This is a genomic window from Thioalkalivibrio sp. (assembly GCF_041685615.1).
Taxonomy (GTDB): domain Bacteria; phylum Pseudomonadota; class Gammaproteobacteria; order Ectothiorhodospirales; family Ectothiorhodospiraceae; genus Thioalkalivibrio.
Genome location: NZ_JAWLFK010000026.1, coordinates 4,473 through 16,918, shown reverse-complemented (window position 1 = coordinate 16,918; position 12,446 = coordinate 4,473). Strand labels below are relative to the sequence as shown.

General features: G+C 64.8%; 14 protein-coding genes and 1 pseudogene. All 15 read left to right on the top strand.

Features of this window, described 5'->3' with window-relative positions:
* Window positions 1-97: 97 nt before the first annotated feature.
* Window positions 98-1,192 (top strand): ferrochelatase, encoded by a 1,095-nt coding sequence (hemH, locus tag ACESLR_RS07005; RefSeq protein WP_373025065.1) that lies wholly within the window; start codon window positions 98-100, stop codon window positions 1,190-1,192.
* A gap of 22 nt (window positions 1,193-1,214) precedes the next feature.
* Entirely contained in the window at window positions 1,215-1,988 is a 774-nt protein-coding gene (locus tag ACESLR_RS07000; protein ID WP_373025082.1) for a competence/damage-inducible protein A, read from the top strand.
* Between the two features lie 545 nt (window positions 1,989-2,533).
* Window positions 2,534-3,265, top strand: coding sequence for an ABC transporter permease (locus ACESLR_RS06995; protein ID WP_373025081.1), 732 nt, complete (start codon window positions 2,534-2,536; stop codon window positions 3,263-3,265).
* Between the two features lie 155 nt (window positions 3,266-3,420).
* Window positions 3,421-4,203 (top strand): ABC transporter ATP-binding protein, encoded by a 783-nt coding sequence (locus ACESLR_RS06990; RefSeq protein ID WP_373025080.1) that lies wholly within the window; start codon window positions 3,421-3,423, stop codon window positions 4,201-4,203.
* Window positions 4,204-4,261: 58 nt separating this feature from the next.
* Window positions 4,262-5,047, top strand: a complete 786-nt coding sequence (locus ACESLR_RS06985) for a GntR family transcriptional regulator (protein WP_373025064.1) — start codon at window positions 4,262-4,264, stop codon at window positions 5,045-5,047.
* Between the two features lie 2 nt (window positions 5,048-5,049).
* The gene (locus ACESLR_RS06980) at window positions 5,050-6,795 is read left to right on the top strand and encodes a fumarate reductase/succinate dehydrogenase flavoprotein subunit (RefSeq protein ID WP_373025063.1); all 1,746 of its coding nucleotides are present in this window, start codon (window positions 5,050-5,052) and stop codon (window positions 6,793-6,795) included.
* 12 nt (window positions 6,796-6,807) lie between these two features.
* Window positions 6,808-7,041 (top strand): ferredoxin family protein, encoded by a 234-nt coding sequence (locus tag ACESLR_RS06975; RefSeq protein ID WP_373025062.1) that lies wholly within the window; start codon window positions 6,808-6,810, stop codon window positions 7,039-7,041.
* Between the two features lie 11 nt (window positions 7,042-7,052).
* Window positions 7,053-8,012 (top strand): HEAT repeat domain-containing protein, encoded by a 960-nt coding sequence (locus ACESLR_RS06970; protein ID WP_373025061.1) that lies wholly within the window; start codon window positions 7,053-7,055, stop codon window positions 8,010-8,012.
* Window positions 8,013-8,062: 50 nt separating this feature from the next.
* Window positions 8,063-8,386, top strand: a complete 324-nt coding sequence (fdxA, locus tag ACESLR_RS06965) for a ferredoxin FdxA (RefSeq protein ID WP_373025060.1) — start codon at window positions 8,063-8,065, stop codon at window positions 8,384-8,386.
* A gap of 6 nt (window positions 8,387-8,392) precedes the next feature.
* The gene (locus tag ACESLR_RS06960; protein WP_373025059.1) at window positions 8,393-8,617 is read left to right on the top strand and encodes a hypothetical protein; all 225 of its coding nucleotides are present in this window, start codon (window positions 8,393-8,395) and stop codon (window positions 8,615-8,617) included.
* Window positions 8,617-8,964, top strand: a complete 348-nt coding sequence (locus ACESLR_RS06955; RefSeq protein WP_373025058.1) for a gamma-butyrobetaine hydroxylase-like domain-containing protein — start codon at window positions 8,617-8,619, stop codon at window positions 8,962-8,964. Before ACESLR_RS06960 ends, ACESLR_RS06955 begins: the two co-directional genes overlap by 1 nt.
* A gap of 5 nt (window positions 8,965-8,969) precedes the next feature.
* Window positions 8,970-9,746: a ferredoxin--NADP reductase gene (locus ACESLR_RS06950; RefSeq protein WP_373025057.1), complete on the top strand. Its 777-nt coding sequence runs from the start codon at window positions 8,970-8,972 to the stop codon at window positions 9,744-9,746.
* 31 nt (window positions 9,747-9,777) lie between these two features.
* Window positions 9,778-11,409 carry an electron transfer flavoprotein-ubiquinone oxidoreductase gene (locus tag ACESLR_RS06945; protein WP_373066898.1) on the top strand — a complete coding sequence of 544 codons (1,632 nt, stop codon included), beginning with the start codon at window positions 9,778-9,780 and terminating at the stop codon, window positions 11,407-11,409.
* Window positions 11,410-11,459: 50 nt separating this feature from the next.
* On the top strand, window positions 11,460-12,209 hold the full coding sequence (locus tag ACESLR_RS06940) for an electron transfer flavoprotein subunit beta/FixA family protein (RefSeq protein ID WP_373025055.1): 750 nt from the start codon (window positions 11,460-11,462) through the stop codon (window positions 12,207-12,209).
* Window position 12,210: 1 nt separating this feature from the next.
* Window positions 12,211-12,446, top strand: a pseudogene (locus tag ACESLR_RS06935) (electron transfer flavoprotein subunit alpha/FixB family protein); the annotation flags it as partial.

The following is a 12,446-nucleotide window of genomic DNA, read 5'->3' as shown; positions in this document are numbered from 1 at the left end:
CCCACTCGTGCCCGCGGGTATCCTTGGCGTGTGAACCAAAGCCACGCTGCGTGACTCCGACAGGGAGTCACTGTCCCCCATGCCTGCAAGGAGCCCCATGAAGTACTTCGGAGAAGCGGACTATCGCCACGGCCAGGCGCGCGGCGTTGGCGTGTTGCTGACCAATCTGGGTACCCCGGACGAGCCCACCGCGCCCGCCCTGCGCCGCTACCTGAAGGAATTCCTGTGGGATCCGCGCGTCGTCGAGGTCCCGCGCCCGATCTGGTGGGCGATCCTGAATGGCGTGATCCTGAACATCCGTCCGAAGCGCTCGGCGGCGAAATACGCAACCGTCTGGACGGACGAGGGCTCGCCGCTGCTGGCGATCTCGAAGCGCCAGGCCGAAGGCGTGCGTAGCCGCCTGGCCGAGCAGGCGGGCGAGGATGTCCCGGTGGCCCTGGGGATGCGCTACGGCAACCCGTCTATTGCCGCCGGGCTGGACGAACTGCGTCGGCAGGGCGTGCGCCGCGTGGTGGTCCTGCCGCTGTATCCGCAGTACTCGGCCAGCACCAACGGTTCCACTTTCGATGCAGTGGCCGACGTGCTCCAGGGCTGGCGCTGGGTGCCGGACCTGCAGTTCATTGCCGCCTACGACGCCCAGCCCGGTTATATCGAGGCCCTGGCCAACAGCGTGCGCGAGCACTGGGAGGAACACGGCCAGGCCGATCGCCTGGTGATGTCCTTCCATGGGATCCCCAAACGCTACCTGTTGCAGGGCGACCCCTACCACTGCCTGTGCCATGCCACCGGGCACAAGCTTGCGCAGGCGCTGGGCCTGAACGACGACCAGTGGCAGGTCACCTTCCAGTCACGCTTTGGCCGCGAGGAATGGCTGCAGCCCTACACCGACAAGACCCTGGAGGCCCTGCCGGGTCAGGGCGTGCGCTCGGTGGACGTGATCTGCCCCGGCTTCTCCGCGGATTGTCTCGAGACTCTCGAGGAGATCGGCGACGAGAACCGCGAGATCTTCCAGGAGGCCGGAGGCGAGCGCTTCCACTACATCCCGGCGCTGAACGACCGCGCGGATCACCTCGACTTCCTGGCCGGGCTGCTGCATCAGCACCTGGCGCCGTGGCTCCATGATCCGGACAACGCCCCCGAGGCGCGCGCGGCCGCCCGCGAGCGGGCGCTCGCGCTGGGCGCCAAACAGTAACGCCGCGATGGAACGACCCGCGATGGCCGACCGCGAGCGGGAGCCCACCGAAACGGACGCGATCGAGATCGGTGCCGTGATCATCGGGGACGAACTCCTGAGCGGCAAGCGCCGCGACCGGCATCAGCAGCACCTGACCGAGGCGCTGGCGGAAAAGGGCCTTGAACTCGCCTGGCTCCGCATCGTCGGCGACAACGCTCGCCTGCTGACGCGGACCTTGGGCGAAACCCTGGCAAGCGGTGCCGAGGTGTTCAGCTTTGGCGGCATCGGTGCCACCCCGGACGACCGGACCCGCGCCTGCCTGGCCGAGGCGCTGGGCCGGCCACTGCTGCCGCACCCGGAGTTCATGGCCATCCTCGAGGAGCGCTTCGGCGCCGAAGCCTGGCCCCACCGCGTGCGCATGGCCGAGCTCCCCGAGGGCGCGGGCCTGATCCCCAATCCCGTCAACGGGATCCCCGGCTTCAGCTGCGAACGCCACCATTGTGTCCCCGGCTTTCCGGCCATGGCCGAACCGATGGCCCGCTGGGTTCTGGATCAGCGCTTCCCCGGGCGCGATGCGTCGGCCGGGTCTGTCGAGGAGACCCTGCGCCTGGAGAACGTCACCGAAAGCCGGCTGGTCCCGGTGCTCGAGGCGATGGAGGCCGAGTTCCCCGATCTGCGCATCTCCTGCCTTCCGCGGATGGATCGCCAGGCCCCGCAGGTTGAACTGGGCCTGCGCGGCCCCCGTGCCCGCGTCACCGAGGGCCAGGCGGCCCTGCGCCAGCACCTGATCGCCGGCGGTTTTACCGGCCGCTGACCGTTCAGCGGTTCCCGACCACGGGGCGGCACTTGTCCTCTCGCCCCCCGTTTCGCTCCATCCGTTGCCCCGTATTGGGGCTGGCATGCCCGCACGTGATGCACGTCCTTCCGTGTGTCGCCCTCTTGCGTTCGCCCCGGGTGTCCAAGCGTTTCCCCAAAAACAGCCCCTTGCGGCTGTTCTCGGCCGGAGCGGGGGTATTGGCATGGATGCTGCAACTTTCCCAGGGCGTAAGAACACGTCAGCACAAGTTGAGTGTTCGCTCTCCCGGGCGTCTCGCCGGGATCCATGGAAACGAGGGATGGTTGATGACTGACAAGACTGTGTCTGTTGCGGACGACCCGGTGAAGGTTGGACCAGCCGTGGCGGAAGCCGGCAGTTCCACGGTGGGTGCGCCCGCCGGGACGCCGGGGAATTCACCTACGGACGTGCAGACGGGTACGAGCCAAGCGGGCGCGAGCGACGGGGCGGTGGCCACGGGAGCGAAGGCCGGCGCCTGGTTCAAGAAGTCGAGCGGTACCTGGTGGGGCCGTTACGCCGTCCGGATTCTTTCGGTACTGATCCTGATTGGCTTGTGGCATCTGGCGGCCACGAATGATTTCAGGTTGTTGCTCGATTTCGAGAACGTGCCCGCGCCGGCGGTCGTGGGCGGGGTGCTGCTCGAGTTGCTGTCATCCGACACGTTCTACCGGCACATCGTGGCCAGTGTCGAACGCGTGGCCGTGGCCTTCGGGCTTGCCACGGTATCCGGGATCGCGCTGGGGGTGTTCATGGGCCGCATTCGTATTGTGGAGGACGTGTTTTCCCCCTACGTGGAGATCTTCCGGCCCATTCCCGCAGTGGCGTGGATTCCGTTGGCGATCCTGATGCTGCCAACCGAGCAGAGCAGCATCATCTTTATCACTTTCCTGGGGGCCTTCTTCCCGATTGTGCTGAACACCATGCACGGCGTGGACCAAACGCCCAAGGAGCTCGTTCGCGCGGCCCGGGCGCTGGGCGCATCCAGTACCTCCATTCTGATTCATGTGGTCCTGCCGGCGGCCCTCCCCAGCATTGTTGCGGGGATGGCGATTGGAATGGGGATCGCATGGTTCTCGCTTCTGGCCGGCGAAATCATTAGTGGCCAGTACGGCATTGGCTACTTCACCTGGAGTTCCTATTCGCTGATCCAGTACCCGCAGATCATCGTGGGCATGGTCACGATCGGACTGCTGGGGACCTTGTCCACCCTGCTGGTGCGATATGGCACGCGTCCCTTCCTGCGCTGGCAGCGCTGAATCGGCAGCCGCTCAGTCGCATTGCGACTTGTACAAACCATCTTGCAACGGGGTACGAAATGAGACTTGGAAACCTATGGGCGTTTGGCGAGGGGCCCTCGCGCAAGAAGCCCGTTCGAGGCGGGTCACGGGGGGCTCGCCCGGAGGCGGGCCGGATCCGGATCTCGGATGTCTCCATTGAATTCAACACGGGCGGCCGCCGAAACGTGGCGGTCGACGGTGCCAATCTGGAGGTCGAGCCGGGCGAGTTCATCTGCTTGCTGGGCCCCTCGGGCTGCGGAAAGTCGACGCTGATGAACGCAGTGGCGGGATTTGTCGACCCCACGGCCGGGCATGTGGAGGTCGATGGCAAGCGGGTGAGCGGCCCCGGTCCCGAGCGCGGGATGGTCTTCCAGCAACACTCGCTGTTTCCCTGGAAGAGCGTGCGCAAGAACGTCGCCTTTGGCCCGCGCATGGCAGGCCACTCGGTGACCGAGTCCGACAGTGTCGCGCGCACCTTTCTCGGCATGGTCGGGTTGTCGGCCTATGGCAATCACTACCCCGCGCAGCTCTCCGGCGGCATGCAGCAACGTGTCGGGATTGCCCGGGCACTGGCGAACTACCCCGACGTGCTGCTGATGGACGAGCCGTTCGGCGCCCTGGATGCCCAGACCCGCTCGATGATGCAGCAGAACCTCGTGGATCTGCGCCAGGAGTTTCACACCACGATCATCTTCGTGACGCATGACATCGAGGAAGCCGTGTTTCTGGCCGACCGCATCATCGTGATGAGTGCCAGCCCCGGCCGCCTGATCGAAGACATCCGGGTCGACCTCCCGCACCCCCGCACCCACGACATCGTGACCGAGCCTCGTTTCGTCGAGTTGAAAAAGCAGTGCCTGGATCTGATCCGCGCCGAGACCACGCGGGCGTTCGAGCAGCAGGGGCCGGCGGTCTAGCCCTGTGCGAGCCGGATTCGGTTTGCTCAATATAACTTGTCATGATAGGTTAGGACATATGCTGGACTCCGACCAACAACAAGTACCCTCCGCTCCCGGTCCGTCGCGAAACGCGATCCGGGCGGCGCGGGGGAAGCCCCTGTACGGCTGGGTTCGAGACAGCCTGCGGCGCGACATCTTGCAAGGGGTGCGGGCGCCGCACGAGCGGCTGGCAACCGAGAAGGAATTGATCGAGGCCTTCGAGGTGAGTCGGATCACCGTCCGTCGCGCCTTGCAGGAGTTGCGAGCCGAAGGCCTGCTCGTGACCGCGCAAGGGCGGGGCAACTTTGTCGCGCGGCCTCGGGTTACCCAGGAGTTGCGCAGCATGGAGGCCTTTGGCGAGACCGTGACCAGCCAGATCGGTCAGGCCGATGTGCGCCTGCTTTCCTTGAGCGAGGTCGAGCCGCCCCCCCTGGTCGCGCGGGAGCTCCGGCTGAAACCCGGCGACCGGGTAACCGCCATCCGTCAGGTACAGCACCTGCGGTCACAACCGGTCATGGTCAGCGAGAGTTTTCTGCCCCTCGCCATTGGACGTCGGATATTCAGCCGTGACCTCGACATTGACACCCTGGCGGTTCTCAAGAACCGGCTCCGAATCGGTGTCCGTGGGGCGCGTATCGAGATCGAGGCGTGTCACCCGGAGCCGGTGGCAGCCGCCGCGCTCAAGCTGCCCGAGCGGGCATCCATCCTGAAGCTCACCCGAGTCTTCATGGATCGTTCCGGCCGTCCCTTTGACGTCGAGAGCCTGTCCTTCCGCGAAGACACGTTCAACTGCAAGTTCTGCACGGATCCCAACGAGGAGTAGCTATGAAAGTCAGCGAAATCAAAACAGTCGAGATGGACGTCCTGGTGATTGGTGGCGGGACCGGGGGGCCGCTGGCGGCCGTGACCGTCAAGGAGGAGAACCCCGAGCTGGACGTCATGTTGCTGGAAAAGGCCAACGTGAAACGGTCCGGCGCGATCTCCATGGGGATGGATGGGCTGAACAACGCCATCATCCCGGGGCGGGCGACGCCCGAGCAGTATGTGAAGGAAATTACCACCGCAAATGACGGCATCGTCCATCAGAAGGCCGTACTGGCCTATGCCGAGCGATCCTACGACATGATCCAGAAGCTGGACTCCTGGGGCGTGCACTTCCAGAAGGATGAGACCGGCGACTACGACGTGAAGAAGGTCCACCACATGGGGAGCTATGTGCTGCCCATGCCCGAGGGTCACAACGTCAAGAAGATCCTGTACCGGCGCTTGCGCCGAAATCGCGTGAAGGTGGAAAACCGGTACCAGGCGACCCGCCTGCTGAAGGATCGTGACGGCAAGATCGCGGGCGCCTTTGCGGTGAACACCCGCACCTCGGAACCACTGTTGATCCGCGCAAAGGCCGTGATCATGGCGACCGGTGCCGCCGGGCGCCTGGGTCTCCCCACCTCCGGGTACCTCTACGGGACTTACGAGAACCCTACCAACGTCGGTGACGGCCACGCGATGGCGTATCACGCCGGGGCGGACCTCGCGAACCTGGAGTGTTACCAGATCAACCCGTTGTTGAAGGACTACAACGGCCCGGCTTGCGCCTACGTTACGGGCCCCCTGGGGGGATACACAGCAAACGCCCAGGGTGAACGCTTCATCGAGTGCGACTACTGGTCCGGCCAGATGATGCTCGAGTTCTACCGCGAGCTGGAAGGCGGCAAGGGTCCGGTGTACCTGAAGGTCGATCACCTGGCAGAGGAAACCATCCAGGAGATCGAGACGGTCCTGCATACCAACGAACGGCCATCGCGTGAACGTTTCCACGCCGGGCGCGGCACCAACTATCGGGAACATATGCTGGAGATGCACATCTCCGAGGTCGGTTTCTGCAGCGGTCACTCGGCCTCCGGGGTGTGGATCAACGAACACGGCGAGACCACCGTGCCGGGCCTGTACGCGGCCGGGGACATGGGTTCGGTCCCGCACAGCTACATGCTCGGCGCATTCGTCTACGGCCAGATATGTGGCGAGAGCGCGGCCCGGTACGTCGGCGACTGGAACGACGCCCCGCTGGACGATTCGCTTGTCGCCGCGGAACTCGAGCGCGTGATGGCGCCGCTGGACGCCGAGGACGGTATCCCGCCGGAACAAATGGAATACAAGGTGCGCCGCCTCGTGAACGACTACCTGCAGCCGCCCAAGGTCACCAAGAAGATGGAGATCGGGCTCAGCCGCATCCTGCAGGTGCGCGAGGACTTGTCGAAGCTGCACGCCCGCGATCCGCACGAGTTGCTGCGTGCCCTGGAGGTGCATTCGATCGTCGACTGCGCCGAGATGGCCGCACGTGCCTCGATGGCCCGCAAGGAGTCCCGTTGGGGGCTGTACCACTACTCCATCGATTACCCCGAGCGCGACGATGAGAACTGGTTCTGTCACAGCCGCCTGTACAAGGGCGAAGACGGGACCATGTGCACGGGCACGCGTCCGGTGGATCCCTACATCATCCCGCTGGATGACGACGAGCTGTCGGCCTACCAGTCCATGCGGATCGAAAACACCGACGAAGTCGCCGCCGAATAAGGGGGAAACGAAATGCCTGTAGCCAACCACAAGACCACCGTCCCGGTGGTGGTCGATGAAGACAAATGCATCGCCGACAAGGGCTGCCGAGTCTGCATCGACGTCTGCCCGCTGGATGTCCTGCTGATCGACGAGGTCACGGGCAAGGCCCACATGCACTACGACGAATGCTGGTACTGCATGCCTTGCGAGAAGGACTGTCCGACCGACGCGGTCACCGTGAACATCCCGTACCTGCTGAGCTGAAGGTGAGCCAAATGAGCCAATACGACGATCCCGAATTGCAGGATATTGCAGACAAGCTGGCCTCCGACGATGTGGAAATGCGCCGCGTGGGTGTGCTGGCCCTGGTGGACAGTGCCGAGCCCGAGGCTGCCGATCTGCTGACGACGGCCCTGAAGGACCCGGACCCGTCGGTCCGCCGCGAGGCGGCCAAGGTGGTTGACGAGTTCGAATCCGCCGACATCGCGGATGCCTTGCTGGCGGCCCTTAGCGATAGCGACGAGGCGGTGCGCAATGCCGCTGCGCACGCCCTGGCGGACCTGAAGGACACCGATGCGGCGCAGCCGTTACTGGGTGCGCTGAAAGGCAGCGACGACCCGTTCGTCATCATCGGCGTGCTGGGGGCACTCAAGCCCATGCGTCTCGCCGAGAGCTGCGAGCCGGCCCTGGCCATGCTTCAGCATGCGGATGCCGGCGTGCGTCGCGAGGCGGTCTCCGTTCTCGGATGGCTTCGCTCTCCGGCGAATCTCCCGGTGCTGATCGAGCGGGCTCGCGACGACGCCGACCCGGATGTGCGGCGTGTTGCCGTGAGCGCCTTGTCGTACGGCGATCCCGACTCGATTGGCGAGGCCCTGCTGGCCGGGCTGCAGGACGAGAACTGGCAGGTCCGCGCCGAGGCTGCCTCCATGATCGGCAAGCTGCGCCTGCGGCTTGCCCTGCAGAGCCTGATCGACGGCACGCGCGATTCCTTCTGGCAGGTGCGCGAGAAGGCGGTGGAGGCGCTGGGCACCCTCGGCGACCCTCAGGCCGTGGAGGCAGTGGGCGTGTGCACCGATGACCCGGTGTCGAACCTGCGCAAGGCCGCGGTCGGCGCGCTGGGCGAGATCGGTGATTCGCGGGCGCAGGCGTATGTGGAAAGCGCGCTGGATGACCCCGATCCCGATGTCCGCAAGACCGCCTTGTGGGCTCAGTCGAAGCTGCGCGTGGCGAGTTGATTCACCGCGCGTATTCCGCAGATGCGACGTGTAGCCGAACGGAGGCGAACGTGACTTACGTAGTGAACGAGAACTGTATCCGGTGCAAGTACACCGATTGCGTCGAGGTCTGTCCGGCGGACTGCTTCCATGAGGGTCCCAACATGCTGGTGATCGACCCGGCGGAATGCATCGACTGCGATCTGTGCGTGCCGGAGTGCCCACCCGAGGCGATACAGCCGGAGGGGGAGCTGACCGATGACCAGCAGTACCTGCTCGACTTGAATGCCGAACTGGCCGTCATCTGGCCCGTCATCAACACAAGCAAGGATCCGCTTCCGGAGGCGGAAGAGTGGATTGAGCGAACGGGCAAGCTGGCCGAACTGGAGCGCTGATTCATTATGTCGCGCCTTGTCATTACAAGTTGGGTTTCGCGCAGCGCCTTTCTGGGTGCGTGGTTGACGGGCGTGGCCACCCTGCTCGGTGCCCGTCCGGTGGACGATCCGGACAACCCCCTGTTGTGGCCGCCGGTAACCACCCTGGTGATCGAAGAGTCCGTGCTGGCGGAACTGGCTCGAACCTGCCCCGTTGAGGGTGGCCCGATGGTCGCCGGGGGGCATGCGTAATGAGCATGCAACCGCCGAGCGAGATCCGTCTGCAAGGACAGACCGGCGAGGTTGAGTTTTGCTGGCCGTCCGGCGAGGTCACCTGCAAGCGATTCGAGGCATTGCGCCTGGCCTGTCGCTGCGCCCATTGCACCGTGGCGCGGCGCCGGGACGAGCCGGTCACGGATGCCACTCACGTGGACGTGGTCGACATCGTTCCGTTCGGAGTCAGCGGGGTTCGCTTCGTGTTCTCCGATGGCCATGAGCAGGGCGTCTATCCCTGGCGCTATCTGTGGGACATCAGCGTCAGGGACGCGACCCGTTCAATCAATGATGAAAACACAGCCCGACTGGAATCTGGGAGGTAGACCTCATGGCAGCCTGTGACCCGCAAGAAGTACTGAGCGTGCACCACTGGAACGATACGTTGTTCAGTTTCACCACGACCCGCGACCCCGGTCTGCGCTTCGAGAACGGTCATTTCGTAATGATCGGACTCGAGGTGGAGGGCAAGCCCCTGCTGCGGGCCTACAGCATCGTGAGCCCGAACCACGAGGAATACCTCGAGTTCCTGAGCATCAAGGTACCGGACGGCCCGTTGACCTCGCGTCTGCAGCACATCAACGAGGGTGACCAGCTCCTGGTAAGCCGCAAGGCCACCGGAACGCTGGTGATCCACGATCTGCTGCCGGGCAAGAACCTGTATCTGTTCGGTACGGGTACCGGGCTTGCGCCCTATATGAGCATCATCCGCGATCCGGAGACCTACGAGCGCTTCGAGAAGGTCATCCTGGTCCATGGCGTGCGTTTCAAGAGCGAACTGGCCTACCAGGAATACCTGACGGAAGAGCTCCCGAACCACGAATACCTCGGTGAGCTCGCGCAGGAGCAATTGCTCTATTACCCGACGGTCACGCGCGAGGACTTCGTTCATCAGGGTCGCATCACGGACCTGATCGAGAACGGCAAGATGGCCGAAGACCTCGGTCTGCCGCAGCTCGATCCGGAGCAGGACCGCGCCATGATCTGTGGCAGTCCCGCAATGCTCGAGGATCTGTCGAACCTGCTGGATCAGATGGGCTTCACCGCCTCGCCCAGGACAGGCGTGCCGGGTGAGTACGTGATCGAGCGGGCCTTCGTCGAGCAGTAGCCCATCCACGCCGACTGAGCGGGAGACCCCCATGGAACGCGAGCAGATCAAGATGGATGTGGTCATCGTGGGCGCGGGCCCTTCGGGCCTCGCGGCCGCGATCCGTCTGCGCCAACTGGCGCAGGACCAGGGCCGGGACGATCTCTCGGTCTGCGTACTGGAAAAGGGGCCCGAGGTCGGGGCGCACATCCTTTCCGGTGCGGTGATCGATCCACGCTCGCTGGACGAGTTGATCCCCGACTGGCGCGATCTCGCAGCTCCGTTGAAGACGCCGGCGGTCGACGATCACTTTCTGTTGCTTCGCGAGCATGGAAGCTTGCGACTACCCATTCCGCGTTCGCTGCAAAACCAGGGCAACTATGTGGGGTCCCTGGGCCATCTTTGCCGGTGGCTGGGCGAGCAGGCGGAGGCCCTGGGGGTGGATATCTACCCGGGTTTCGCGGCGGCCGAAGTGCTGTATGACGAACAGGGTTCCGTGCGTGGCGTCGCGACCGCGGATACCGGTTTGCAGCCGGATGGCACGCCCGGGCCACAGCACGAGCCGGGTGTAGAAATCGTGGCGGGGCGTACCCTGCTGGCGGAGGGCTGCAGGGGGTCGCTGAGTCAGCAAGTGATCGCGGCATACGACCTGGACCGCGATGCCGACCCGCAGACCTACGGTATTGGCATCAAGGAGGTCTGGGAAGTGGGCGCGGAGGTGCATCGACCGGGCACCGTGGTGCATACGGTCGGCTGGCCCCTGGACTCCCGAACCTACGGCGGCGGCTTCCTGTATCACTTCGACGAGCGTCGCGTGTCCGTGGGGTTCGTGATCGGGCTCGACTACGCCAACCCGAATCTCTCGCCGTATCAGGAGATGCAGCGGTTCAAGACGCATCCGGAGATTCGCCGCCATCTCGAGGGTGGTCGCCGCCTTTCGTATGGTGCACGGGCCCTGGTAGAGGGAGGGCTGCAGTCCTGCCCGAAGCTGGAGTTCCCCGGCGGAATGCTGGTGGGGGATGCCGCGGGGCTGCTGAACGTGGCGCGCATCAAGGGTACGCACACCGCAATGAAGTCCGGGATGCTGGCGGCGGATGCGGTGTTCGAGCATTGGGCGAACACATCCGATTCGGCAACGACGGGTGTGGACCGGGCCCTCGTCGATTCCTGGATCTGGCCCGAACTCAAGCGCGCGCGCAACATCCGCCCGGCCTTTGCCCGTTGGGGTTTATGGGGCGGGCTGGCGTATGCCGCTGCGGATACCTACCTGTTGGGTGGCCGCGCACCCTGGACCCTGGCCCAGCACGCGGATCATGAACAGATGCAGAAGCAGTCGGATGCCAGGCCCATTGAATATCCCCCGCCGGACGGGGAGATCACCTTCCCGTTGCTCTCGTCGGTGCATCTGTCGAACACCAACCACGACGAGAATCAGCCCTGCCATCTGCGCTTGCGTGATTCCGACGTCCCCATACAGGTGAACCTGGCCGATTTTGGGGCACCGGAGACGCGCTATTGCCCGGCCGGGGTGTACGAGATCGTGGACGGCCATGGCGGGCCGCGCCTGCAGATCAACGCGGCGAACTGCGTGCACTGCAAGACCTGTGACATCAAGGACCCGACCCAGAACATCCAGTGGGTCGTGCCGCAGGGCGGCGAGGGTCCGATCTATTCGGAGATGTAAGCCGCGGCGGGGCTTCGTGTTGGAGCACTCGGTAACCGGGAGGACAAGCGATGAAAGTGCTGGTGGGTGTAAAGCGGGTAATCGACTACAACGTCAACATCCGGGTCAAGGCCGATGGCACCGGGGTCGAGACCGAGAACGTGCGGATGTCGACGAACCCCTTCGACGAGATCGCACTGGAAGAGGCCGTGCGCTTGAAAGAGGCCGGTATTTGCAGCGAGCTGGTGGCCGTGACGGTGGGCGACGAGGCAAGCCAGGAGACCCTGCGCGGCGCCCTGGCAATGGGGGCGGACCGCGCCATCCGGGTCCACGCAGAGATGCCGCCGCAGCCTCTGAATGTGGCCGCCTTGCTGGCGGCAATCGCGCGCGAGGAGGCCGTTGACCTCGTGCTGCTGGGCAAGCAGGCGATCGACGATGACGCCAACCAGACCGGGCAGATGACCGCTGCATTGCTGGGTTGGCCTCAGGGGACCTTCGCTTCCGAGCTGACCATCGAAGATGGCCGCGCGCGGGTCGCGCGCGAGATCGACGGTGGCCAGCAGACGGTCGAGCTGGAACTCCCGGCGGTGGTAACGGCCGATCTGCGCCTCAACGAGCCCCGTTTCGTGAAGTTGCCCGCGATGATGAAGGCGAAAAAACGCCCGATCGAAGAACGCACGCCCGAGGCCTTGGGCATCGACATGCGTCCGCGGGTGGAGCGGGTTGAAGTCAGCGAGCCAGTCCCCCGCGAGGCGGGTGTGCGGGTCGCGGACGTCGATGAACTGCTGCACAAGCTGCGCAACGAAGCGGGGGTAATCTGAAATGACGAACACCATATTGGTTGTAGCCGAGACGGCTGGAGACAGCCTCGTCGCCAGCACGCTGGCCACGCTGACGGCGGCCCGTGAACTGGGCGATACCATCGACGTCCTGGTGGCGGGCGCGCAGCCCGGCGCGGCCGTCGAAAACCTGGCTTCGATGGCGGGTGTTCGTTGCGTGCTCGTTGCCGAGGCGCCCCATCTGGCGGGCGGGCTTGCCGAGGATCTCGCCGCTGTGGT

Bases quoted from the DNA above. Each gene is read 5' to 3' on its own strand.
- ACESLR_RS06980 (WP_373025063.1), top strand. From the start codon at position 5,050: ATGAAAGTCAGCGAAATCAAAACAGTCGAGATGGACGTCCTGGTGATT.
- ACESLR_RS06970 (WP_373025061.1), top strand. From the start codon at position 7,053: ATGAGCCAATACGACGATCCCGAATTGCAGGATATTGCAGACAAGCTG.
- ACESLR_RS06950 (WP_373025057.1), top strand. From the start codon at position 8,970: ATGGCAGCCTGTGACCCGCAAGAAGTACTGAGCGTGCACCACTGGAAC.
- ACESLR_RS06975 (WP_373025062.1), top strand. From the start codon at position 6,808: ATGCCTGTAGCCAACCACAAGACCACCGTCCCGGTGGTGGTCGATGAA.
- ACESLR_RS07000 (WP_373025082.1), top strand. From the start codon at position 1,215: ATGGCCGACCGCGAGCGGGAGCCCACCGAAACGGACGCGATCGAGATC.
- ACESLR_RS06955 (WP_373025058.1), top strand. From the start codon at position 8,617: ATGAGCATGCAACCGCCGAGCGAGATCCGTCTGCAAGGACAGACCGGC.
- hemH (WP_373025065.1), top strand. From the start codon at position 98: ATGAAGTACTTCGGAGAAGCGGACTATCGCCACGGCCAGGCGCGCGGC.
- ACESLR_RS06940 (WP_373025055.1), top strand. From the start codon at position 11,460: ATGAAAGTGCTGGTGGGTGTAAAGCGGGTAATCGACTACAACGTCAAC.
- ACESLR_RS06985 (WP_373025064.1), top strand. From the start codon at position 4,262: ATGCTGGACTCCGACCAACAACAAGTACCCTCCGCTCCCGGTCCGTCG.
- ACESLR_RS06960 (WP_373025059.1), top strand. From the start codon at position 8,393: ATGTCGCGCCTTGTCATTACAAGTTGGGTTTCGCGCAGCGCCTTTCTG.
- ACESLR_RS06945 (WP_373066898.1), top strand. From the start codon at position 9,778: ATGGAACGCGAGCAGATCAAGATGGATGTGGTCATCGTGGGCGCGGGC.